Origin of the sequence: Microbacterium hanjuni (assembly GCF_043556395.1) — a bacterium.
Classification (GTDB): domain Bacteria; phylum Actinomycetota; class Actinomycetes; order Actinomycetales; family Microbacteriaceae; genus Microbacterium.
In genome coordinates, this window is sequence record NZ_JBIGIK010000002.1 from 596,196 (window position 1) to 617,833 (window position 21,638).

Sequence of the window (21,638 nt, forward strand, 5' to 3'; positions counted from 1 at the left end):
GATGATGGCTGAAACAACGCGGGACGCTCGGCTCAGCGCCGCTTTCCTGAAGGTGGCTGACACCTTGGTGGACGACTACGACGTCGTCGACCTGCTCGACACCCTCGTGCAGGAGTGCACGGTCTTCGTCGGTTCCGATGCGGGGGGTCTGCTGATCGCGGATGCGGACGGGTGGCTGCAGCTGATCGCCTCCACGAACGAGGAGGCCGAGTTCGTCGAGATCATCCAGCTCAACGCGGGTGAGGGCCCGTGCGTCGACGCGTACAAGACCGGTGTGGGCGTGACCGTGCCCGACCTTTCCGAGAACAACCAGTGGCCGGCGTTCAGCGCCGAGGCGCTCAAGCAAGGCTTCCGATCGATGCACGCGTTTCCGATGCGGTTGCGGGGAGAGACGATCGGCGCGATGGGCCTCTTCAGCGTCACCACCGGCGAGCTCAGCGAAAGCGATGTGGCCGTCGCCCAGTCTCTGGCTGATGTCGCCACCATCGGCATCCTCCAGGAACGTTCCCTCCGCGACACCACCATGGTCGCCGACCAGATGCAGCGCGCCCTCGACAGTCGCGTACTCATCGAGCAGGCCAAGGGCGTCATCGCCGCGCAGACCGGCGTGAACATGCACACGGCGTTCGCGATCCTCCGCGACTACGCCCGCAACAACCAGCTCAAGCTCGGCGCGGTCGCCGAGCGTGTCGCGGAGCGCACCCTGACCCTGTCCGCCGGGGAAAGCGTCGCAGCGGAGTAGTCACGCCTCCTCCCGGGTGACGAGCGATGAAGCTGGCGGTCAGTCGTGGCCCAGGTCACTGTTCGTGAACGATCCGCACGCGGCTGACGGTGAAGCCCGCGCGCGTGAACGCTGCGCGCATCGGCGCATTCGCCCGGTCGGCGGTGCCGACGATGCGGTGCTGTCCGTTCTCGTGGTGGACGTGCACCATTTCGGCCAGCAGGTCGTGAACGTAGCCCTTGCCTCGATGCTCGGGGACGACCCCGAGGTAGCTGATGCTCGCGTCGTAGGCGGTCCTGGTCGGGATGATGAACCCCACGGTCGAGCCGTCGCGCAGCGTCGCGATCTGCCAGGCATCGCGGTCTCCGGGCAGCGAGAGGTAGAAGTGCAGGTCGTCCTCGGCCAGGGCGTCGAGACCTTCGCGGGCGACCATGTCGAGGGTGTGGGCGTCGAGACTGCCTGCGGCGACCCGTGCGAACATGCTGCGGAACACGTCGTCCGCCGCTGGTGCGAAGGAGAGCCGGAGGGAGCGGCCGGGGCGCGGGTCGGTGTCGGTCCGAGCGAAGCTCACGCGTTCGGTGGTGAGGCGGAACCCACCGGCACGCGCGGCGCGCTCCCGCCAACGAACGGCGTGGACTGCCGCAGGGTCGCTGGGCCAGTCCACGTCGACGTCGACATTGAATTCCAGCGCCGGCCCGGGGCCGAACGAGTCGAGCCCGGCTCGGACGAGAGCTGCTCCCACGTCCTCGGGATGATCCGCAGGATCTGCTACCCAGAGGCAATCGAGGGTGGCCGGCCGACCAGCATCCTCGCGTCCCCACCACAGTGCACGCCCGATCGTCCGGCCGTCCCGCTCCGCAATCCACGACCACTCGAGTCGGTAATTCCCGGTCGCCATCTCTTCGCGCAGCTGCGCCGAAGCGACCCACGCGACCGGTTCCACGCCCACCCCCTCGACGAGGAGCGCGTCGTCGCTCGGTCGGGCGGGTCTGACCGAGAAGGAGCCACGGGGTGGCAGCGGTGTGCCCGTCATGATGAACCGGTGGACGGGGTGTGATCCGGAAAGTCCGTCTCACCGAAGGGATCCATTTCGCGATTCTAGGTCTGGGCGGCGCCTGCCCCTAGGCTTCCCGGATGGCATCGGGCGTCCGGGATTCTTACGCGCAACGAGCCGCGGAGTACACCGAGCTTTTGGGCTCGATGACAGCGATGCATCCGTCGGACGTGCAGCTCGTGACGTCATGGGCCGCGTCGGTCGATGGTCCGTTACTCGACGCCGGGTGCGGTCCTGGACACTGGACCGCCCACCTCGCTGGGCAGGGAATCGATGCGCGCGGTGTGGATCAGGTGCCTGCCTTCATCGATCACGCGCGGGCCGCCTACCCCTCGGTGACCTTCACGCTCGGGAGTATGGATGCTCTGGTTGATCCGGACGAGACGTACGGGGGAGTTCTCGCTTGGTACTCCGTCATCCACCACCACCCATCGAGCATCGGACGTGCGCTCGCCGAGTTCGCTCGGGTTCTGCGCCCCGGTGGACAGCTGCTCGTCGGTTTCTTCCTCGGCACTGACGTCGAGCCGTTCGACCATGCGGTCGTCACGGCCTATCGGTGGCCGGCCGATCTCCTCGCGCACGAGCTGACGGCGGCCGGATTCGCCGTGACCGAGACGCATACGCGCACCGTGGCCTATGAAAGACCGCGACCGCACGGCGCGATCTTGGCGCACCTCCGAAGCGCGGGGTGAGGGTCGCGGGCCTTCCTGGCAGACGGCCGCCTAGTGGTGCGGCAAGCATCCTCGGTTCGTCTTCGGATCTTGCAACGGGATGCTGCGTGAAGAACGCCAGTATCCGTACGCGCTCTCGACGAGGAGTGTGACGGCCGACGCGCGCCCCGTCAACGGGAGCACGCGAGTGATCTGGCGCTCCGCGACTTTTAGCTGGTCGAGGGTCCCCGTGTCGCCCACGGTGGCGTGGGGTACACACCCATCGTGCGCACCGCCATAGGGCGGGTAGCCGGGGAAAGCGCGGTGAACGGCGCCGGTGAGCTCGACGAACGGCGCCGGATCTTCGGGGCCGAGCCAGAGGACCTGATCGCCGAACCACCCGGTGGTCGTCAACGCGAAATCGAAGGCCGGGATTCGGCCGATAGTGCGAACCACGACACTCAAGGCCGACGCATCCAGTCCAGAGGCGGGGACGAACGGAAAGAGAATCGTGACGTGCGGAGGCACTCCGGCGCGAGCATCTGCGGAGAGCCCCCGCCTGAGCGATGACAGTTGGGCGGACGGCGGGGTCTCGATGACCAGCGCTGTCCGAGACATAACTCGATAGTAAGAGCGAGACGGGGTATCGGATCGTCTACCGGCCGGCCGGGCATACAAGTGCAGGAGAGGCGGTACTGCTAACTCGGTTCGCCGCTGAAAGTCAGTCCGTCCTCCCACGTCAAATCGATGTCGTATTGACTCAGACCCGTCTTGCACACCTCGAGGTCAGCCAGCGCAGCCGGCGAAAGCTTGAAATACGCGTCAATCGCGAACCGAATCGGGAGCTCAGCCACGTCCGGGTACGCCGCCACGAGCTGCCCATCCAACGCAAACCCGACGTACGTCAGAAGCTTCGCGTTGAGCAGCTCCGGATCGGGACGATCGCGCCACGCCTCGGTCTCGACAATGTGCAGGATGCAGGTCGACCCATCCGCCGACACCCCAACCAGATCTATGACGTCGGGATTGTTGAGTCCTGGCATGCGTCGAGAATACGTCGGGCACTCTGACTCGGCCTCCTCCCGGAAACGTTTGACGGTCGCATTGTGGGTGTCCTCCGACGATCTACTTCGCTACTTCCTACGCCGCCTCGATCGCGAAGATGCAGCAGACGCCCTCGCCGACGTGATGACCACAGCCTGGGCGCGGGTGGACCGACTACCGGATGAGCCCCACGAGGCGCGCATGTGGCTGTTCGGCGTCGCTCGCAACGTGCTGCTACACGCCCACAGGGGCAACGCGCGAAGGTCTCAACTCGCTGACCGAATGCGAATCGAACTCGCATCGCGAAGCGCATCACCGGCCGACTCTGGGCTGGAAATCCGTGACGCCATCCGCAGGCTAGATAGCGACCTCGCGGAACTGATTAGCCTCATTCACTGGGACGGGTTCTCCATCGTCGACGCAGCAACGCTGCTCGGCATTCCGGCCTCAACGGCTCGCGGTCGTTACCAAAGAGCAAAGAACGCGCTACGGGAAACGCTTGCATCCAACACGAACTAGAACGCCGGATGCCGACCCGATCGGAGCCAGGGCAGATTCCCTCTCAGCCCATGCCCCGGGTGCCTCAGCGCGGCTCTCGTCGGCCTCTGGTGGCTCGGTTGCATCGAATGTGCTCTGGGCCGTTGTACTGCGTGCGGTCAGTCTCGTCATGACCGAGGTCGAAGGGCTCCCGTGCGCCTGTGTACTGAGCGCACCGCCAGCATCGCACCGTGCCAGTGGCTACCTTGGGTCCCCACTCGGCGCGGAGGCGTCTGTGGTCTGTCCCGTAGCCGCGTTCGGCTGAGTACCCGCGTCGCTTCTCGTGTGCTCGGCGGTGAGTGATGCACCGGCCTTCACCGTTCTGGATCGAGGCCGGGCTGTCGAGGCCGGGGTGCCAGGCTCGGGACATACCCTCATGCGTGGCCTCCGTACCCCAATAGGCTGTGGTGGCACATTGACGTGGGGGTATAGCTATGGGGTTCTGGTCATCACTGTTCGGCGGTAGCACGGAGGCGCCTGCGCCATTGCCCGCTCCACGGCCATCCGCTCCGGCTGCGGCCCCAGCGGTCAGGGTCCCGCCGCGTTGGGGTGAGATTGAGATCGAGGGTGAGAGCTACCGGCGCGACTCAATACGTCGTCTGTTCGAGGAGCTTGGTCTACCCGAGGGTGGCGTCGCTCAGCAGTCCGCGCGGCTTGTGCCTGAGCCGACGAATGAGTACGACCGCTTCGCCGTGAAGGTGCTGATCGGAAAGTGGCACGTCGGGTATATCCCGTCGTCGATCAGCAGTGAGGTCTCTGCCGCGCTCAATGGTCGGGTCGGCGTCGCGCCTATCCGCGTGTGGGCCGCCCCGAAGGACGGCGCATGGCGGGCGAGGGGCACGTTGTTCCCCGAGGTGGATGAGCCCGATCGGGACTTCGCGCAGGAGCAGAGGGATGCTCCGGTCATTGAGCCGACACCGGAGACGATCGCACCAGAGATGGTCGAGGTGACCGGCGCCGTGGATCTTCGGCACCTTGAGTGCATGCGCATGAGGATCAAGGGCGTTGGGAACTACGTCGGCTACAAAGAGCGGCAGGCCATGACCGGCATCGAGTGGGTTCTTGTGAGAGAGCCGGGCAACCCTCATGACTCGAGCGCCGTCATGGTCACCACCAGCGAGGGCCGGAAGGTCGGCTACGTCTCCGCGAGCCGCGCCAAGATGCTTGCTCCTCTGATGGATGCGGTCGCGGCTCGCGCGTACGTGGTGTCCGGAACTGGTGGTTCCGACGAGAGCATCCAGTTGTGGGTCGACGTTCCGAAGGCGGATGCGATCCGTGCGTTCGTGAAGTCGCTACCGACGGGGTAGCCGAGGGCCAGGCGGCCCCGCTGGACGATCCGTTAGTGGTCCGGTGCGAGAGCTGACCGCGGCAGCACGGTGCGGTCTACTCAGTGCTCTCGTGGCGGGACGACCTTGACGACGAGGAAGTTGAGCGCCGGGGTCGCCATGATCACGTGCGACGACGATATCGGCTGCCGAAGGTTCCCGCAGCGCGACCGTTCTATGAATGACCGCCCGGGTCTCAGAGGTCTAGGAACCGCAGTTCGTCAGGACTTGCGTGTGCGGGCGCCCCGTGAGGGTCGTTCGGTTCAATCCGCTCGGATGGCTGCTGGGTGTCACCGTGTCCGGTGATTTCAATTGCCACGGAGGAGTGCCGCGTGACGACCGCGCCCGCCTCCGGTCGCTGAGACGTGATGTAGAACAGGCCGGGCCAAGCGAGCGCTCCAACCGGAGGGCCGTCCGGGTCAGGATTGGCCAGCGTTACTCCGCGTTCGGCGGCGAGATCGCGTCCGACGTGGAAAGGGAGCCCGACGATATTCGGTACCGTCACAAGATTCCCGACCTGGTCCCACATGATGACGACGGTACGGGCACGTCCCACCCGACACCAGTAGCAAGCCAGGAGACGATCCACAAGCGGGCGGTCGACGGCCGCTCCTGCGCGACGCGTACTGCTCTCCACTGGTCGATGGCGGAAGGATTCATCCCCGCCGCAGCAGGAATAAGGCCTGCCTCGTACTGGCCGAAACCCCGGTTCGCATTACCCCGCCCGATAAAGATGCCCGCAGGGGCGCGTCAACCGGGGCGGGCAGAATGTTCGCTCCAGGACGTTGGACGCGGCCGCGGTGGCTGAGATTCGGAACTGAGTTGCACCCCGCAAGGATGGCGACACCAGCGATCTAGCGTCGAGAGCACAGCTACCGCCCCCGGTGGTACTCGCAGTCAAGCCGAACGGTGAACGTCTGGCGCGTGGAAGAGCCAATGTGTTCCTGACGGTTGAGTGCCAACCGGCTTGAAAAAGTGCCACCTTGCGTGAGAAGTGACAGTGGAGGGGCTGACGGGAATCGAACCCGCGCTATCTGCTTGGGAAGCAGAAGTTCTGCCATTGAACTACAGCCCCGTGCGGCCTTTCGGCGCCGAGCCAGCATAACAGGGACGATCCGCGCCGCCCGCGGCGCCAGCATCCGATCGAATCGACATCCTCGCGCCGAGACGACAGGGTGGCGGCGTCGGCGAGGTGTCGCCTCGACGGGGCGATGTCGTTTGGGCGGAGCCGCTCTAGGCTGAGCGCGTGCTGCTCTCTGATCGCGACATCTCTCGTGAACTCGCCGCTGGACGCATCGTTCTCGAACCGTCCGACGCTGCCATGGTGCAACCGTCGAGCGTCGATGTGCGTCTGGACCGGTACTTCCGGCTGTTCGACAACCACAAATATCCCTTCATCGACCCCGCGGTCGATCAGCCCGAGCTCACGCGCCTCATCGAGGTCGCCCCGGATGAGCCGTTCATCCTTCACCCGGGTGAGTTCGCGCTGGGGTCGACGTTCGAACTCGTCGGACTGCCCGACGACGTCGCCGCGCGCCTCGAGGGCAAGTCGTCGCTCGGTCGCCTGGGCCTGCTCACCCACTCCACGGCGGGCTTCATCGACCCGGGATTCTCGGGCCACGTCACCCTCGAGCTCTCGAACGTCGCGACGCTGCCCATCAAGCTCTGGCCGGGTATGAAGATCGGCCAGCTCTGCTTCTTCCAGCTGTCCTCGCCCGCCGAGAACCCCTACGGCTCGGGCCCCTACGGCAACCGCTACCAGGGCCAGCGCGGTCCGACGGCCTCGCGCTCGTTCCTCAACTTCCACCGTTCCGACGTCGGAGTCACCACGGCTGGATCTCTCGGCCAGTAGCGCTCGCCCGCACCGAAACGCGGGTGCGACGCGCGACGCCCGCACGACGGTGCGGGGGAGTCGGGCTGCACAAAACTCACCCGCACCGAATTGCGGATGCTGCCTGCGCAGCTCGCATTTCGGTGCGGGTGAGTTCAAGGGTGGGCTCGCTCAGACGGCGGGCTCGGATGCTGCGGCACGGCCGCGCTCGAACCCGGCGGTGAAACCGCGCTCGTAAGCGCGCTCGCCATGGCGGTGGCCGCGCCCGTGGCCGCGCCCGTGTTCATGCTGCTCGTGAGGGGCGCACGGACCGTCGTGCGGACCGAACCCGCCCTCGTGCCGACCGAACCCGCCGCCGAAGCCGGGGCCGAAGCCGCCGCGGAAGCCGCGGCGCTCATCGGCGCCCGGGCCGAAGCCGAAGCCGCGATGCCCGCCGAAGCCGGGGCCGAACCCGCCGCCGGAGCCGGGGCCGAAGCCGCGGTGTCGACCGAAACCACGCCCGGGGCCGCGCCCGCCGAAGCTCTCTTCGTCGTAGCCGAGGGCCTCGGCCATCTTCTGCAGCGACGCGAGGGTCGTGGCGTAGTCCTCGGGCGAGACGGCGTCACTCACGCGAGCCCGCACGCCGTCGACGATGCCGCCGAGGCGCTCCTTGGCCGCGGTCCCTTCCTCGGTGAGGGAGAAGGTGCCGTCGCTCTCGGCGATCCAGCCGCGCTCGATCAAGCGGCGCACGCGTCCGCTCTTGCGGGCGAGGCGCTCGAGCAGCCAGGGGGCGTCGACCGAGCCGTCGATGACGTTCAGCAGCATCCACTCGCGACGGTCGATGCCTTCGGCGGCGAGGGTGCGAGCGAACTCGAGGGTGATCAGGTGGTCGACCGTGCGCAGCCAGAAGCCGAGCGGTCGGTCGGAGGTGTTCTCGTTGTTCTCGGTGGTGTCGTTCATGGGATGTCCTCTCGAATCGGAGGCCGTCAGCCGCCGATGTATGTCATGTAGCAAGTACATGCACTATGACATGGGTTGCGAGAGCATGTCAAGTGGCATGTAAATTCGAGACATGACTTCCGATCCCCTCGACGAGATCGTCGCCGCCTTGGCGCGGCTGCGCGGGCCTCGGCCCCGCCCGCCGTGGGAGGGCGGGGGCCCCGGCCGCTGGGGTCGGGGCGGCCCGCGCGAACGCGATCACGAGCACGGCGAGCACCCCCGCGGCGGGATGCCCCCGTGGGCGGGCGCGCACGGACGCATGGCAGGACTCGCGAGACTCCGGATGCTGGAGGCTCTGGCCGCAGCATCCGAGCCCCTCTCCGTCAGCGAACTCGCCGTCGCGATCGGCGTCGATCAGCCGCGCGCCTCTCGGCTCGTGCAGCAGGCCGCCGACCACGGCTTCGTGCGGCGCGAGGCGGATCCGTCCGACGCGCGGCGCACGCGGATCGCGCTGACCGACGAGGGCTCGGCCATCGTGCGCAGCTTCCGCGGCGAGCGACGCGAGGCCGTACGCGAGGCGCTCGACTCCTTCTCCGATGCCGATCGCGCCGAGCTCGCCCGCCTTCTCACGAAGCTCGCGGAGGCCTGGCCCCGCTCCTGACCCGCCTGCTCCCCTGTCACATACCGCGGGTGCGACCCGCAGATTGTGACAGGGGAGCCGCTCTTGGGCGTGAACCCCGCCGCTCGCCTGTCACGAATGGTGGGTCGGACCCGCAGAACGTGACAGGGGACCAGCTGTACCCAGGGCTGGCGCGCCCGGGCTAGGCGCAGAACCCGTTCGCCTGTCATGAATGATGGGTGCGTCCCGCAGATTGTGACAGGGGAGCCGCTCTTGGGCGTGAACCCCGCCGCTCGCCTGTCACGAATGGCGGGTCGGACCCGCAGAACGTGACAGGGGAGCAGCTGCCGCCCGACCCGCCGCTCCCGCGCTACGCGCGCGGCGTGCGCACCGGCAGCAGCAGCGCGAGACCGAGGACCAGCACGATCACGATGCCCAGGATGCCGAAGGCGGTCACGCTGGTCCAGACGATCAGCAGCGACCAGAGGGCCGAGGAGATCCAGCTCGCGGCCCGGCCGGTCGTGGCGTAGAGGCCGAAGATCTCACCCTCGCGGCCGGCGGGCGTGACTCGGGCGAGGAAGCTGCGGGCGGCCGCCTGCGCCGGACCGACGAAGGCGCAGAGCAGCAGTCCGCCGACCCAGAACACGATCGGCCCACCATCGCGGAACAAGAACACCGCGAGGCCGGCGACGATCATTCCCACCAGCGCGGTCACGATGATCGCCTTGGCCCCGAACCGGTCGTCCAGGCGCCCGGCGAGCAGGGTGGACACCCCGGCGACGAGGTTGGCCGTGATGCCGAAGATCGCCAGCTGGATGAAATCGAAGCCGAAGACCCCGCCCGCGATGATCGCGCCGTACGCGAAGACGCCCGCCAAGCCGTCGCGGAAGACGGCGCTCGAGATGAGGAACCAGAACGTCGGGCGCGTCTGCTCGTTGCGGTACAACCCGACGATGTCCTTGATGAGCAGTCGATAGCTCGCGAAGAAGCTCACCTTCGCCGCCGTGCGGCCCGCACTCGGTTCGGGCACGGCGAAGAAGAGCGGCACCGAGAAGACGATCGCCCAGACGGCGCAACCGACGGCGATGAGGCGGAAGGGCAGCCCGTCTTCGGTGGGGAGGCCGAACCAGTCGGCGGCGAAGAACACGATGACCAGCGCGAGGGCGACGACCCCGCCGATGTAGCCGAAGCCCCAGCCGAGCCCCGAGATGCGCCCGATGTTCTTGCGGTTGGCGATGCCGATGAGCAGCGCGTTGTAGTTCACGCCGGCGATCTCGCTGAGCACGCTGCCGGTGGCGATCAGCGCGACGCCCCAGACGAACAGCTCGGGCTCGGGGCGGATGAAGTACAGCGCGAACATGCAGGCCACGAGCAGCCCCGTCGCCCCGGCGAGCCACCGCTTCTGGTGGCCCGAAGCATCGGCCCGCTGACCGAGCACGGGCGCGAGGGCGAGGATGAGCAGGCCCGCCGCCGTGCCGCCCCACCCGAAGCCCGCCGCGAGGTTCGCGAGGCCGGCTTCGCGCACCGCGTCGCCTTCGGGAAGCGCCGCGACATCGGCTGGGAGGAACGCCTCACCGGTGAGGTACAGCGTCGAGGCGAAGATGAAAGTCAGCAGCACCGAGTTGAACGGCTGCGTCGCCCAGTCCCAGAACGCCCACGCGAGAACCGTGCGCCCCGGGACCTTCTCGTCGGCCCGGAGGTCGAGACCCATCGCCGCAACGGCGCCGGTGTTCGCGGCGGCCGGCGGCGCGGAGGGAACGGAGCTGTCGCGATCGGGTGCGCTCATGCCGGTCACGCTAGGCCGTCGCGGTGAACAGTCGGTGGCGCCCCGCCGGTGGCGTGCGCGGAGGAGAGGCTGAGCGGGTGCGCGCCGCTAGGCTCGCGGAAACGAGAGGGGCGCCATGGCGGATGACCGGCTGACCGCGCGTGGGCACGGGCATCGGGGCGCTCGCTCCGGTCGCCCTCGCGACGACGCGTCGGGGGCGGATGCTGTCACCGTCGCTTCCGCACTGAAAGAGCGGGTGTACGCCGCCTTCACCGGCCTCGCCATCGTGCTGGTGACAGCGACGAGCGAGCACCCCGAACCGGATCACGCGTTCCTCGGCCTCGTGCTGGGCGTGCTCGGCATCTCGATCGCCGGTTTCGCGGCAGACGTGATCTCCCACCTCGCCGTGCACCGCTCCTTCCCGAACCGCACGGAGTTCGGTGTGATGATCGCGATCGCGGGCAGCGCCGTGAGCACGGTCTTCGTTCCGGGGATCATCCTCGCCCTCGCCTGGGCGGGTGTCTTCGACCTCGGCGGGGCGTTGCGCGCCACCATGACCGTGTACATCGTCACGCTCGCGGTCATCGGCTGGCTGGCCGTGCGCCGGTCGAAGTTGGCGTGGTGGGTGCAGCTTATCGCGTTGGCCATGCTGCTGGGGCTCGGGCTGCTGGTCATCCTGCTGCAGACGTTGGCGCACTCGATCTGAGCGGGCCCAACGAGCCGAACGCACCGCGAGGCTGAGGGTTGAGCCTGTTCATGGCAAGTTCGCTTGACGCGCGGGAAGCGTCTCGATAGCGTTGAGTCATCACGGCTCAACCTCGCCGATCGTGCGAGGACGAGCCCCCGAAGAACTTTGTACAACCTCGGGTCGCAGCATCCACTGGACCCGACAAGAAGGAGATGAACATGCCTCGTGCAGTTGGAATCGACCTCGGTACCACCAACTCCGTCGTTTCGGTCCTGGAGGGCGGCGAGCCCAAGGTGATCGCGAACGCCGAAGGCTTCCGCACCACCCCGTCGGTCGTCGCGTTCACGAAGGACGGCGAGGTGCTGGTCGGTGAGACCGCCAAGCGCCAGGCCGTGACCAACGTCGACCGCACCGTCTCGAGCGTGAAGCGTCACATGGGCACCACCTGGACCTTCGACGTCGACGGCAAGAAGTGGACGCCGCAGGAGATTTCGGCCCGCATCCTGCAGAAGCTGAAGCGTGACGCCGAGGAGTACCTGGGCGACACCGTCACCGACGCGGTCATCACGGTTCCCGCTTACTTCAACGACGCCGAGCGTCAGGCCACGAAGGAGGCCGGCGAGATCGCGGGCCTCAACGTCCTGCGCATCATCAACGAGCCGACCGCTGCCGCCCTCGCGTACGGCCTCGACCGGGGCAAGGAGGACGAGCTCATCCTCGTCTTCGACCTCGGTGGTGGAACCTTCGACGTCTCGCTGCTCGAGGTGGGCAAGGACGACGACTTCTCGACCATCCAGGTGCGCTCGACCGCCGGTGACAACCGCCTCGGTGGCGACGACTGGGACCAGCGTCTCGTCGACTACTTCATCAAGCAGTTCAAGGACACCACCGGTGTCGACGTCTCGGGCGACAAGATCGCACTCCAGCGCCTCAAGGAGGCTGCCGAGCAGGCGAAGAAGGAGCTGTCGAGCTCCACGTCGACCAGCGTGAACCTGCCCTACCTTTCCCTCACCGACTCCGGCCCCGTGTCGCTGTCCGAGACGATCACCCGCGCGAAGTTCGAGGACCTCACCAAGGACCTCCTCGACCGCACGAAGAAGCCCTTCGCGGATGTCATCCGCGAGGCCGGCATCAAGGTCGGCGACATCGACCACATCGTGCTCGTCGGTGGCTCGACCCGTATGCCCGCCGTTGCCGAACTCGTCAAGCGCGAGACCGGCAAGGACGCGAACAAGGGCGTCAACCCCGATGAGGTCGTCGCCGTCGGCGCCGCTCTGCAGGCCGGTGTGCTGAAGGGCGAGCGCAAGGACGTCCTGCTCATCGACGTCACCCCCCTGAGCCTCGGTATCGAGACCAAGGGCGGCATCATGACCAAGCTCATCGAGCGCAACACGGCCATCCCGACCAAGCGCAGCGAGACCTTCACGACCGCGGACGACAACCAGCCGTCCGTCGCGATCCAGGTCTTCCAGGGCGAGCGTGAGTTCACCCGCGACAACAAGCCGCTCGGCACCTTCGAGCTCACCGGCATCGCCCCGGCCCCCCGTGGCATCCCGCAGGTCGAGGTCACCTTCGACATCGACGCGAACGGCATCGTGCACGTCTCGGCGAAGGACAAGGGCACCGGCAAGGAGCAGTCGATGACGATCACCGGCGGCTCGTCGCTGCCGAAGGAAGACGTCGAGCGCATGGTGCGCGAGGCCGAGGAGCACGCGGCCGAGGACAAGAAGCGTCGCGAGTCGGCCGAGGTGCGCAACCAGGCCGAGACGCTCTCGTACTCGATCGAGAAGCTGCTCACCGACAACGCCGACAAGCTGCCCGACGACGTCAAGACCGAGGTCCAGGGCGATGTCGACGCGCTCAAGACCGCTCTCGCGGGCGAGGACGACGATGCGGTGAAGACCGCGTTCGACAAGCTGAACGCCAGCCAGGGCAAGATCGGCGAGGCCATCTACAGCGCCGGTCAGGCCGAGCAGGCTCCGGATGCCGGCACCGAGGCGCCTTCGGAGAACGCTGCACCCTCGTCTGACGAGGATGTCGTGGACGCCGAGGTCGTGGACGACGAGGACGAGAAGAAATAATCATGGCGAACAAGGACGACGAACAGCCCCAGGGTTCGGGCGCCGGTCCTGACGCGCCGACGGGGTCGGAGGAGCAGTCCTCCGGCCCCGCGCCGCAGGAGCCGGAACTCACCGTGGACGACATCCTCGGAGCGCCCCAGTCCGCCGACGCTCACGCCGGTGACGCCGCGGGTGCTGGTCAGAACGTGGACGACTCCCAGCTGCTGGGTGACCTCAAGCGACTGCAGGCCGAGTACGCCAACTACCGTCGGCGTACCGAGGAGCAGCGCGAGCGCGAGATCGAACGCGCCAAGGGCGAGGCCGTGAAGGGTCTCATCCCCGTGCTCGACGACCTCGACCGCGCCATCAAGCACGGCGATCTCGTCGCGGGCACGCCCTTCGCCGCGATCTCCGACAAGCTGCGCACCGTCGCGGAACGTCTCGGTGTGGTGTCGTACGGCACCGCGGGCGAGGCCTTCGACCCGCAGCAGCACGAGGCGATCTTCCAGGCGCCGACCCCCGGTGTCACGACGCCGACCGTGCTCGAGGTCGTCGAGGTGGGTTACCGCCTGGGTTCGGTCGAGCTGCGACCCGCGAAGGTCGTCGTCGCCGTACCGGTCGAGTAGGAGAGCCATGGCGAGTCAGGACTGGTTCGACAAAGACTTCTACAAGGTGCTCGGCGTCGATAAAGACGTCCCCGCGGCCGACCTGAAGAAGGTCTACCGCAAGCTGGCGCGCAAGTATCACCCGGATTCCAACCCGGGTGATGCGAAGGCGGAGGCCACCTTCAAGGAGATCAGCGAGGCGTATGCCGTGCTGAGCGACGCCGATCAGCGCGCGGAGTACGACCAGATCCGCGCGATGGGCTCGGGCGCCCGCTTCAGCGCCGGCGCGCCCGCCGGCGGCCAGGGCAGCGCCGGGTTCGAAGACGTGTTCAGCATGTTCGGACAGGGTCGCGGAGGCCCGCGCACACAGAGCGCGGGCAACTTCGACGACTTCTTCGCCAACTTCGAACCCTCCGGCTTCGGCTCCGGACGTTTCGGGCAGACGAGCGGGGGCTACCGCGGATTCGGCGGCCCGCAGCGCGGCTCCGACGTCACGGCGCGCACGACGATCGACTTCCTCACCGCCACGAAGGGCGAGACCATCTCGCTCGCGGGCGAGGATGGCAAGCCGTTCAAGGTGAGGATCCCCGCCGGTGTCTCCGACGGGCAGAAGATCCGGTTGCGCGGTCGAGGGAGTCCCTCTCCCGACGGCGGCGAACCCGGCGACATCGTGGTGCAGGTGGCCGTGCGGCCGCATCCGGTGTTCGTCCGCGACGGACTCAACCTTCGCGTGACGGTGCCGGTCACCTTCACCGAGGCGGCCCTCGGTGCGACCATCGAAGTGCCGACCTTGGGTGGTGACCCGGTCAAGCTGCGGGTCGCGCCCGGCACCCCCTCCGGACGCGTGCTGCGGGTCAAGGGCCGCGGCGTCGCAACCACCAAGGGCACCGGCGACCTCCTCGCGGAGGTGCAGGTGGCGGTGCCGTCGCATCTGGACGAAGCGGCGCGCGAAGCACTCGAGAAGTACCAGCAGGTCGAACCGAAGGAGAACCCCCGCGGTGACCTGATGGCGAAGGCCCGCGGCTAGCAGAGCGCACGACAACGGCAGGACTGTCGCACGAAGACGGAGGTGATCACGTGGCAGAGAAGGAACTCGACGAGGACGCACCGATCTTCGCGATCGCCATGGCCGCCGAACTGGCGAACATGCACCCCCAGACGCTGCGTCAATACGACCGGCTCGGCCTCGTCGTGCCCGCCCGCACCCAGGGCGGGTCGCGGCGATACTCCACCCGTCACGTCGAGCAGCTGCGGGAGGTGTCGCGCCTCTCGGGCGAAGGCATGAGCCTGCCCGCGATCGCGCGCCTCGTCGCGCTCGAGGAGCACGTGCACGCCCTCACCCGTCGGGTCACCGACCTGGAACGCCAGCTGACCGCCGAGCGCCAGACCCGCCCCGGCGCCCGGGTGTTCGCCGCCGGCGCGACCGGCGCTGTGATCACGCTGCGCCACGGCGCCCGCGTCCGCCGCGCGACGGACGTCGTGTTGTGGCGCGCCGAGCGCTCGCACGGCCAGGACGACGCCGAGCAGTGAGCGACGCCGACCGCGGAGACGTGGTGGTGCTCGGAAGCGCCAACATGGACCTCGTGGTGCGGCAACCACGTCGGGCTGAACCGGGCGAGACGATCTTCGGCACCGCCTTCACGACCGGCGCCGGCGGTAAAGGCCTGAACCAGGCCGTGGCCGCGGCGCGGGCAGGCGCGCGGGTCGTCTTCCTCGGAGCCGTCGGGGCGGATGCTTTCGGCGAACGCCTGCGGCAACGACTCGTCGCGGACGGGGTCGAGGTGTCGGGGTTGCGGGTCTCGACCGAGGCCACCGGCATCGCGCAGATCACGGTCACCGACGACGGCGAGAACACGATCGTGGTCGTGCCCGGCGCCAACGACGACGTGGAGTTCTCGCCCGACGATCAAGCCGCGGTGGCGGCAGCATCCCACCTCGTCGTTCAGGGGGAACGTCCGATCCCCCTGCTCGCGACCGCGATGCGCCATGCCCGCGAGGCGGGAGTGACGACGGTGCTGACCCCGGCGCCCGCGAGCCGCGACCTCGAGGCGCTGCTCGACCTCACCGACGTGCTGGTGCCCAACGAGAACGAAGCGCTCGAGCTCAGTGGCAGCCCCGACGCGGCCGAGGCGGCGGCCCGACTCAGTCGCCGTGCGGGCACCGTCATCGTGACGCGCGGTGCGCACGGCGCGCTCGTGGCGCGCGACGGCGCCGTCGTCTTCACCCTTGCCGCACCGGTGGTGACTCCGGTCGACACCACGGCCGCCGGCGACACCTTCGTCGGCGTACTCGTCGCCTGGCTCGCGGACGGCGCGTCGCTTGAGGACGCCCTCTCCGCTGCCGCCGCGGCCGCGGCGATCACCGTCACCCGAGCGGGGGCGGCGGAATCGATGCCCCACCGCGACGAGATCGATCGCGCGCTGAGCGCCCCGACCTCGCCGTCATAGAGTGCTCCCATGTCGAGCGAGCCGTCCCTGAGCGCCGCCGCATCGCGGACCGCTCGCCGAGAGCAGGGCGAGACGGCGGCCATGAAGCGGTGGGAGAAGGCCGGCTACTGGCCGCTGATCTTCGCCGCCCTGGCCTTCTTCTTCGCGATCACCTTCCAGGTGGTCGGCAATCTGACAGAGCCGTGGTCGAGTCTGACGTGGATCGTGGTCGCCGTCACCTGGCTGATCTTCCTCATCGACTACGTCGCGCGCCTGATCATGAGCCACCCGCGGGGCACGTGGTTCCGCCGCCATCTCTTCGACGCCGCCGTCGTGGTCGTCCCCACCCTGCAGGCCGTGCGCCTGCTGCGGGTCGTCACGCGGTTGGTGTCGCGGCGGGGGTCGGCGGGCGACTCGCTGCGCGCGAGCCTGCTGGTCTACGGCTTCGGCTCGGCGCTGCTGCTGATCTGGCAGGCGTCGCTCGCAGTGCTGAGTTTCGAGCGGAACGCCCCCGGGGCGAACATCACGACGTTCGAAGACACGGTGTGGTGGGCGTTCTGCACCGTCAGCACCGTCGGCTACGGCGACTTCTATCCCGTCACGACCGGCGGACGCACGGTGGCGATCTTCCTGATGATGGGAGGCGTCATCCTCGTCGGCCTCATCGTCGCGTCGTTCTCCTCGTGGGTCGCCGAGCGCGTCACGCGGGGCCACGAGGAGAAGCGCCCCGCGACCCGCGGCGACGTGATGGCGGTCATGCACGAGGTGCAGAAGAACGAGATGCCGCCGGCCCCCGCACCCGGAGGGCCCGGGACGCCCTGAGCGTCAGCCCGGTGAGATCCGCAGCACGGTCGGCGACTCCCCGAGGGGGAGATCATCGACCACGCGCAGGGTGCGGGCGATCTCGTCGACCGCCGGCAGGACGGTCGCGACGCGCGCACGGTCGCCGCACACCGCGGTGAGCGTGACCAGGTGCGAACCGGTGTCCCAGGTGTACGTCGCGAACGGGGGAGTGCGGGGATCGGGCGGCAGGTCGATCACCAGTTTCTCGCCGACACCCAGGTGGGGGTTCGAGAACGCCTCGGTGTCGTCATACTCCATCGGCATCGCGGCTCGCGCGGCGCGCAGCTGCGGGGTCGCCTCCTGCACCTGCGCCATCGCGACCAGCAGCTCTGGGTCGGATTTCCAGACCCAGACGAGCACCCGGCCCGCAGCGCGCCGCATCAGCAGCGGGGCGGCCTGGCTCGCCGCCCACGCGAGCACCCTGCTGCCCGGGCGGTCGCTCGCCCCGACAGCCCGGTTCGCCTGAGCGAGCAGCATCCGGATCGCCGCCTTGCGGTGCCGGCGACCGCGCAGCCCGAGCGACTCGGTCACGGCCACCCAGCGGGTGGGATCGGCGTCGGCCTGCAGGCGGGTCGGCATGCACCCAGCGTAGGCGTCCGCCGGCACCCTATGCCGTGTCGGAGGTTGGTGGCAGTCTGAGACGACGGCGCACGTCGCCGCGGTGTCGCCTCGATTCTCTCTTCCGGAGGCCCTCGTGTTGGGAAAGATCCTCTTCAGGTATCTGAAGACCTACCGCTGGCTGCTGGCCGGCGTGCTGGTGTTCCAGTTCATCTCCGCGATGGCTTCGCTGTTCCTCCCGCGGCTCAACGCCAACATCATCGACGAGGGCGTCGCGCAGGGCGACACCGCCTTCATCTGGTCGACCGGGACGCTCATGCTGGCCATCTCGCTCGGGCAGATCACCGCGTCGATCATCGCGACCTACTTCGCCGCCCGTGCGGCGATGGCGGCCGGGCGCGACATCCGACGCGACGTGTACGACAAGGTCAGCGCGTTCTCCGAGCGCGAGGTCTCGCAGTTCGGGCCCGGCTCGTTGATCACCCGCAACACCAACGACGTGCAGCAGGTGCAGATGCTGGCCATGATGGGCGCGACCATGCTCGTCACCGCCCCGCTCCTCGCGATCGGCGGTGTGATCATGGCCCTGCAGCAGGACGTCGGCCTGAGCTGGCTGATCGGCGTCGCGGTGCCGACGCTGCTGCTCGTGGCGGCGCTCATCATCAGCCGTATGGTGCCGCTGTTCCGCACCTTCCAGACCAAGCTCGACGCGGTCAACCGCATCATGCGCGAACAGCTGACCGGCGTCCGGGTCGTGCGCGCCTTCGTGCGCGAAGACATCGAAGAAGAGCGTTTCCGGGGCGCGAACACCGACATCATGGTGGTCGGGCGCAAGGTCGGTTCGCTGTTCGTGCTGCTGTTCCCCCTCGCGATGCTCGTGCTGAACGTCACCGTGGTCGGCGTGATCTGGTTCGGCGGCATCCAGGTCGACGCCGGCAACGTCGAGATCGGCACGCTGTTCGCCTTCATGCAGTACGTCGGTCAGATCCTGATGGGCGTGCTGATGGCCAGCTTCATGACGATCATGATTCCGCGAGCCGCCGTGTCGGCCGAGCGCATCGGGGAGGTCCTGGCCAGCCAGTCGACTCTCACCCGCGCCACGAACCCGGTGACGACGTTCCCGACCCCCGGGTCCGTCGCGTTCGAGGACGTCGCGTTCTTCTACCCGGGTGCGGAGTCGCCGGTTCTTCAGGGCATCACCTTCGCCGCCGACCGTGGCGAGACCGTCGCCGTCGTCGGCTCGACCGGTGCGGGCAAGACCACGCTCGTCTCGCTGATCCCGCGCCTGTTCGATGTCACCGCGGGCGCCGTACGGGTCGGCGGCGTCGACGTCCGCGAGGCCGATCTCGACGAGCTGTGGAAGGGCATCGGGCTCGTCCCGCAACGCCCGTTCCTGTTCACCGGCACCGTGGCGTCGAACCTGCGTTTCGGGCGAGAGGATGCGACGGACGCAGAGCTGTGGAGGGCGCTCGAGATCGCGCAGGGCCGGGACTTCGTCGAAGAGATGGAGGGCCGGTTGGAGGCACGTATCGCGCAGGGTGGCACCAACGTCTCCGGCGGACAGCGCCAGCGCCTCGCGATCGCCCGGGCCATCGTGCACCAACCCGACATCCTCATCTTCGACGACTCGTTCTCGGCCCTCGACCTGACCACCGACGCGCGGTTGCGCCAGGCGCTCTGGCGAGATCTGCCCGACGTCACCAAGATCGTGGTCGCCCAACGCGTCTCCACGATCATCGGCGCCGATCGCATCATCGTGCTCGAGGACGGCCGGATGGTCGGGCTCGGCACCCACGAGGAGCTGCTCGCCACCAGCGAGACCTATCGAGAGATCGTCGAGTCGCAGTTGGGGGTGGAGGCATGAGCGCCCCCGACGCCCTCACCGAGGACGAACGCCTCGAACTCGAGCTGGCCGAACAGGCCCGGCTGAACTCCGGCGACTGGGACAGCGTCGCCCCCGGCAAGGCGAGCAACTTCGGCAAGAGCTTCGCCCGGCTCATCGGCCTGCTGCGCCCCCACGCGGTCGCCTTCGCGATCGTCTCGGCACTGGGCGCCTTCGGTGTCGTGCTGGCCGTGATCGCGCCGCGGGTGCTCGGGGAGGCGACCAACCTCATCTTCGAGGGCGTCATTTCCCGCTCCCTGGGCGACCAGTTCCCCGTCGGCACCTCCCAGGATCAGGTCGTCGAGTCGCTGCGCAACGCCGACCAGGGTGACCTGGCCAATATCGTCTCGGCGATGCAGAACTTTCAGGTCGGCGCGGGCGTCGACTTCGAACGCCTCCGCATGGTGATCATCGCGGTGCTCGCGATCTACGTGATCTCCTCCTTCTTGAGCTGGATCCAGGGCTTCGTGATCAACGTGATCATGGTGCGCACGATGTGGCGACTGCGTGAATCGGTGGAGGCGAAGATCAACCGCCTCCCGCTGTCGTACTTCGACAAGGTGCAGCGCGGGGAGCTCATCTCCCGGGTGACGAACGACATCGACAACATCACCCAGACGATGCAGCAGTCGCTCTCGACAGTCGTCACCTCGGTGTTGACCGTCGTCGGCGTGCTCATCATGATGTTCACGATCTCGTGGCAGCTGGCGATCGTCGCCCTCATCTCGCTGCCGTTGATGGCCGTGATCTTCGGGGTCATCGGGCCGCGCTCGCAGAAGGCGTTCGGCATCCAGTGGCGCAAGGTCGGTCGCCTGAACGCCCGCGTCGAGGAGTCTTTCTCCGGCCACGCGCTGGTGAAGGTCTACGGCCGCGAGAAGGACTCGCGTGAGAAGTTCCAGGCCGAGAACGACGAGCTGTACGAGGCCAGCTTCCGCGCCCAGTTCCTCTCGGGGATGATCATGCCGGGCATGATGTTCATCGGAAACCTCACCTACGTGGGCATCGCGGTGCTCGGCGGTCTCATGGTCGCGAGCGGACAGTTGCGCCTGGGTGATGTGCAGGCGTTCATCCAGTACTCGCAGCAGTTCACCCAGCCGTTGTCGGAGCTGGGCGGAATGGCCGCGGTCGTGCAGTCCGGCACCGCCTCGGCCGAGCGGGTCTTCGAACTGCTCGACGCCGAGGAGCAGTCACCCGACGCGCCCGATGCTCCCCGCCCCGTCGACGGAGACGGTGTGATCGAGTTCGAGAACGTGCGGTTCTCGTACACCCCCGAGCGCCCGCTCATCACCGACCTGTCGTTCCGGGTGGAACCCGGGCAGACGGTCGCGATCGTCGGACCGACGGGGGCCGGCAAGACGACGCTGGTGAACCTCATCATGCGGTTCTACGAGCTCGACGGCGGGCGCATCCTGCTCGACGGCCAGAACATCGCGGAACTGACGCGGGACGACGTGCGCTCGCGCACCGGGATGGTGCTGCAAGACCCGTGGTTGTTCGCGGGAACCATCCGCGACAACATCCGGTACGGGCGCGAGAGCGCGACCGACGAAGAGATCGTGGCGGCCGCCGTGGCCACCCGTGTCGACCGGTTCGTGCACTCCCTCCCCGAGGGATATGACACGGTGCTCGACGAGGAAGCATCCAATGTCTCCGCGGGTGAGAAGCAGCTCATCACGATCGCGCGGGCCTTCGTGGCGCAACCGTCGGTGCTGATCCTCGACGAGGCCACCTCCTCGGTCGACACGCGCACCGAGCTGTTGCTGCAGCAGGCCATGGCGGTGCTGCGCGAGGGGCGCACCTCGTTCGTCATCGCCCACCGCCTGTCCACCATCCGGGACGCCGACCTCATTCTCGTGATGGAGCACGGCGACATCGTCGAGAAGGGCACCCACGAAGAGCTCATCGCCGTCGAGGGGGCCTACTGGCGGCTGTATCGGTCGCAGTTCGAACAGGCCGCACCCGACCCGGACGCCCTCGCCGACGCGCGTGACGGCGCCCCGGCGGTCGAGACGGCGGGCGAGCGCAGCGAAGCGGAGGCGACAACGGGCGACGCAGCGGCACGCTGAGCCGGCTGCCTCCGCGGTGTCCTGAGACGCCTCGGGTACAGTGGGG

22 protein-coding genes and 1 tRNA gene are annotated in these 21,638 nt (G+C 68.1%); 15 read left to right on the top strand and 8 right to left on the bottom strand.

Annotated features, from left to right (window positions below):
• Positions 1 to 4 precede the first annotated feature (4 nt).
• Entirely contained in the window at positions 5 to 742 is a 738-nt protein-coding gene (locus ACFXP5_RS10610; protein WP_394544579.1) for a GAF and ANTAR domain-containing protein, read from the top strand.
• A 55-nt stretch (positions 743 to 797) separates the two neighbouring features.
• On the opposite strand, the gene ACFXP5_RS10615 is transcribed toward ACFXP5_RS10610, so the two are convergent.
• Entirely contained in the window at positions 798 to 1,754 is a 957-nt protein-coding gene (locus tag ACFXP5_RS10615) for a GNAT family N-acetyltransferase (protein ID WP_394544580.1), read from the bottom strand.
• A gap of 101 nt (positions 1,755 to 1,855) precedes the next feature.
• On the opposite strand from ACFXP5_RS10615, the gene ACFXP5_RS10620 reads away from it, so the two are divergent.
• Positions 1,856 to 2,467 carry a class I SAM-dependent methyltransferase gene (locus ACFXP5_RS10620; protein WP_394544581.1) on the top strand — a complete coding sequence of 204 codons (612 nt, stop codon included), beginning with the start codon at positions 1,856 to 1,858 and terminating at the stop codon, positions 2,465 to 2,467.
• Positions 2,468 to 2,497: 30 nt separating this feature from the next.
• On the opposite strand, the gene ACFXP5_RS10625 is transcribed toward ACFXP5_RS10620, so the two are convergent.
• Positions 2,498 to 3,043: a 2'-5' RNA ligase family protein gene (locus ACFXP5_RS10625; RefSeq protein WP_394544582.1), complete on the bottom strand. Its 546-nt coding sequence runs from the start codon at positions 3,041 to 3,043 to the stop codon at positions 2,498 to 2,500.
• Between the two features lie 80 nt (positions 3,044 to 3,123).
• A complete protein-coding gene (locus ACFXP5_RS10630; RefSeq protein ID WP_394544583.1) occupies positions 3,124 to 3,468 on the bottom strand; it encodes a DUF6572 domain-containing protein in 345 nt (114 codons plus the stop codon).
• A 67-nt stretch (positions 3,469 to 3,535) separates the two neighbouring features.
• Between ACFXP5_RS10630 and ACFXP5_RS10635 the strand changes: the two genes are divergently transcribed.
• A complete protein-coding gene (locus ACFXP5_RS10635; protein ID WP_394544584.1) occupies positions 3,536 to 3,988 on the top strand; it encodes an RNA polymerase sigma factor in 453 nt (150 codons plus the stop codon).
• A gap of 452 nt (positions 3,989 to 4,440) precedes the next feature.
• A complete protein-coding gene (locus ACFXP5_RS10640) occupies positions 4,441 to 5,313 on the top strand; it encodes an HIRAN domain-containing protein (protein WP_394544585.1) in 873 nt (290 codons plus the stop codon).
• 214 nt (positions 5,314 to 5,527) lie between these two features.
• On the opposite strand, the gene ACFXP5_RS10645 is transcribed toward ACFXP5_RS10640, so the two are convergent.
• Positions 5,528 to 5,860: a PASTA domain-containing protein gene (locus tag ACFXP5_RS10645; protein WP_394544586.1), complete on the bottom strand. Its 333-nt coding sequence runs from the start codon at positions 5,858 to 5,860 to the stop codon at positions 5,528 to 5,530.
• A 472-nt stretch (positions 5,861 to 6,332) separates the two neighbouring features.
• Positions 6,333 to 6,406 (bottom strand) — tRNA-Gly (locus ACFXP5_RS10650).
• Positions 6,407 to 6,577: 171 nt separating this feature from the next.
• Between ACFXP5_RS10650 and dcd the strand changes: the two genes are divergently transcribed.
• The gene (dcd, locus tag ACFXP5_RS10655; RefSeq protein WP_394528644.1) at positions 6,578 to 7,183 is read left to right on the top strand and encodes a dCTP deaminase; all 606 of its coding nucleotides are present in this window, start codon (positions 6,578 to 6,580) and stop codon (positions 7,181 to 7,183) included.
• A gap of 150 nt (positions 7,184 to 7,333) precedes the next feature.
• On the opposite strand, the gene ACFXP5_RS10660 is transcribed toward dcd, so the two are convergent.
• Positions 7,334 to 8,101, bottom strand: a complete 768-nt coding sequence (locus ACFXP5_RS10660) for a MarR family winged helix-turn-helix transcriptional regulator (protein WP_394544587.1) — start codon at positions 8,099 to 8,101, stop codon at positions 7,334 to 7,336.
• Between the two features lie 112 nt (positions 8,102 to 8,213).
• Between ACFXP5_RS10660 and ACFXP5_RS10665 the strand changes: the two genes are divergently transcribed.
• A complete protein-coding gene (locus ACFXP5_RS10665; RefSeq protein ID WP_394544588.1) occupies positions 8,214 to 8,741 on the top strand; it encodes a MarR family winged helix-turn-helix transcriptional regulator in 528 nt (175 codons plus the stop codon).
• Positions 8,742 to 9,069: 328 nt separating this feature from the next.
• Here ACFXP5_RS10665 and ACFXP5_RS10670 read toward each other — a convergent pair whose 3' ends face one another.
• Positions 9,070 to 10,485 carry an MFS transporter gene (locus tag ACFXP5_RS10670; RefSeq protein ID WP_394544589.1) on the bottom strand — a complete coding sequence of 472 codons (1,416 nt, stop codon included), beginning with the start codon at positions 10,483 to 10,485 and terminating at the stop codon, positions 9,070 to 9,072.
• A 115-nt stretch (positions 10,486 to 10,600) separates the two neighbouring features.
• Between ACFXP5_RS10670 and ACFXP5_RS10675 the strand changes: the two genes are divergently transcribed.
• The 7 genes from ACFXP5_RS10675 (at position 10,601) to ACFXP5_RS10705 (ending at position 17,065) form a co-directional block, all read left to right on the top strand.
• Positions 10,601 to 11,170, top strand: a complete 570-nt coding sequence (locus ACFXP5_RS10675; protein ID WP_394544590.1) for a hypothetical protein — start codon at positions 10,601 to 10,603, stop codon at positions 11,168 to 11,170.
• A gap of 200 nt (positions 11,171 to 11,370) precedes the next feature.
• Positions 11,371 to 13,233 carry a molecular chaperone DnaK gene (gene dnaK / locus ACFXP5_RS10680; RefSeq protein WP_394528639.1) on the top strand — a complete coding sequence of 621 codons (1,863 nt, stop codon included), beginning with the start codon at positions 11,371 to 11,373 and terminating at the stop codon, positions 13,231 to 13,233.
• 2 nt (positions 13,234 to 13,235) lie between these two features.
• Positions 13,236 to 13,838 (top strand): nucleotide exchange factor GrpE, encoded by a 603-nt coding sequence (locus ACFXP5_RS10685; RefSeq protein WP_394528638.1) that lies wholly within the window; start codon positions 13,236 to 13,238, stop codon positions 13,836 to 13,838.
• Positions 13,839 to 13,845: 7 nt separating this feature from the next.
• Positions 13,846 to 14,844 (top strand): DnaJ C-terminal domain-containing protein, encoded by a 999-nt coding sequence (locus tag ACFXP5_RS10690; protein WP_394528637.1) that lies wholly within the window; start codon positions 13,846 to 13,848, stop codon positions 14,842 to 14,844.
• A gap of 50 nt (positions 14,845 to 14,894) precedes the next feature.
• Entirely contained in the window at positions 14,895 to 15,347 is a 453-nt protein-coding gene (locus ACFXP5_RS10695) for a heat shock protein transcriptional repressor HspR (RefSeq protein WP_394528636.1), read from the top strand.
• Positions 15,344 to 16,264, top strand: a complete 921-nt coding sequence (locus ACFXP5_RS10700) for a ribokinase (RefSeq protein ID WP_394544591.1) — start codon at positions 15,344 to 15,346, stop codon at positions 16,262 to 16,264. Before ACFXP5_RS10695 ends, ACFXP5_RS10700 begins: the two co-directional genes overlap by 4 nt.
• A 9-nt stretch (positions 16,265 to 16,273) precedes the next feature.
• Positions 16,274 to 17,065, top strand: a complete 792-nt coding sequence (locus ACFXP5_RS10705) for a potassium channel family protein (protein WP_394544592.1) — start codon at positions 16,274 to 16,276, stop codon at positions 17,063 to 17,065.
• A 3-nt stretch (positions 17,066 to 17,068) separates the two neighbouring features.
• Here the strand turns inward: ACFXP5_RS10705 and ACFXP5_RS10710 are convergent, their stop codons facing one another.
• Entirely contained in the window at positions 17,069 to 17,665 is a 597-nt protein-coding gene (locus ACFXP5_RS10710) for a hypothetical protein (protein ID WP_394528633.1), read from the bottom strand.
• A gap of 115 nt (positions 17,666 to 17,780) precedes the next feature.
• On the opposite strand from ACFXP5_RS10710, the gene ACFXP5_RS10715 reads away from it, so the two are divergent.
• Positions 17,781 to 19,508 carry an ABC transporter ATP-binding protein gene (locus tag ACFXP5_RS10715; RefSeq protein ID WP_394544593.1) on the top strand — a complete coding sequence of 576 codons (1,728 nt, stop codon included), beginning with the start codon at positions 17,781 to 17,783 and terminating at the stop codon, positions 19,506 to 19,508.
• Entirely contained in the window at positions 19,505 to 21,592 is a 2,088-nt protein-coding gene (locus ACFXP5_RS10720) for an ABC transporter ATP-binding protein (protein ID WP_394544594.1), read from the top strand. Before ACFXP5_RS10715 ends, ACFXP5_RS10720 begins: the two co-directional genes overlap by 4 nt.
• Positions 21,593 to 21,638: the final 46 nt, after the last annotated feature.

What these genes read in the sequence shown, in the direction of transcription:
- ACFXP5_RS10610 (WP_394544579.1), top strand. Translation starts at nt 5, where the DNA reads ATGGCTGAAACAACGCGGGACGCTCGGCTCAGCGCCGCTTTCCTGAAG.
- ACFXP5_RS10615 (WP_394544580.1), bottom strand. Translation starts at nt 1,754, where the DNA reads ATGACGGGCACACCGCTGCCACCCCGTGGCTCCTTCTCGGTCAGACCC.
- ACFXP5_RS10620 (WP_394544581.1), top strand. Translation starts at nt 1,856, where the DNA reads ATGGCATCGGGCGTCCGGGATTCTTACGCGCAACGAGCCGCGGAGTAC.
- ACFXP5_RS10625 (WP_394544582.1), bottom strand. Translation starts at nt 3,043, where the DNA reads ATGTCTCGGACAGCGCTGGTCATCGAGACCCCGCCGTCCGCCCAACTG.
- ACFXP5_RS10630 (WP_394544583.1), bottom strand. Translation starts at nt 3,468, where the DNA reads ATGCCAGGACTCAACAATCCCGACGTCATAGATCTGGTTGGGGTGTCG.
- ACFXP5_RS10640 (WP_394544585.1), top strand. Translation starts at nt 4,441, where the DNA reads ATGGGGTTCTGGTCATCACTGTTCGGCGGTAGCACGGAGGCGCCTGCG.
- ACFXP5_RS10645 (WP_394544586.1), bottom strand. Translation starts at nt 5,860, where the DNA reads ATGTGGGACCAGGTCGGGAATCTTGTGACGGTACCGAATATCGTCGGG.
- ACFXP5_RS10660 (WP_394544587.1), bottom strand. Translation starts at nt 8,101, where the DNA reads ATGAACGACACCACCGAGAACAACGAGAACACCTCCGACCGACCGCTC.
- ACFXP5_RS10665 (WP_394544588.1), top strand. Translation starts at nt 8,214, where the DNA reads ATGACTTCCGATCCCCTCGACGAGATCGTCGCCGCCTTGGCGCGGCTG.
- ACFXP5_RS10670 (WP_394544589.1), bottom strand. Translation starts at nt 10,485, where the DNA reads ATGAGCGCACCCGATCGCGACAGCTCCGTTCCCTCCGCGCCGCCGGCC.
- ACFXP5_RS10675 (WP_394544590.1), top strand. Translation starts at nt 10,601, where the DNA reads ATGGCGGATGACCGGCTGACCGCGCGTGGGCACGGGCATCGGGGCGCT.
- dnaK (WP_394528639.1), top strand. Translation starts at nt 11,371, where the DNA reads ATGCCTCGTGCAGTTGGAATCGACCTCGGTACCACCAACTCCGTCGTT.
- ACFXP5_RS10685 (WP_394528638.1), top strand. Translation starts at nt 13,236, where the DNA reads ATGGCGAACAAGGACGACGAACAGCCCCAGGGTTCGGGCGCCGGTCCT.
- ACFXP5_RS10690 (WP_394528637.1), top strand. Translation starts at nt 13,846, where the DNA reads ATGGCGAGTCAGGACTGGTTCGACAAAGACTTCTACAAGGTGCTCGGC.
- ACFXP5_RS10705 (WP_394544592.1), top strand. Translation starts at nt 16,274, where the DNA reads ATGTCGAGCGAGCCGTCCCTGAGCGCCGCCGCATCGCGGACCGCTCGC.
- ACFXP5_RS10710 (WP_394528633.1), bottom strand. Translation starts at nt 17,665, where the DNA reads ATGCCGACCCGCCTGCAGGCCGACGCCGATCCCACCCGCTGGGTGGCC.
- ACFXP5_RS10720 (WP_394544594.1), top strand. Translation starts at nt 19,505, where the DNA reads ATGAGCGCCCCCGACGCCCTCACCGAGGACGAACGCCTCGAACTCGAG.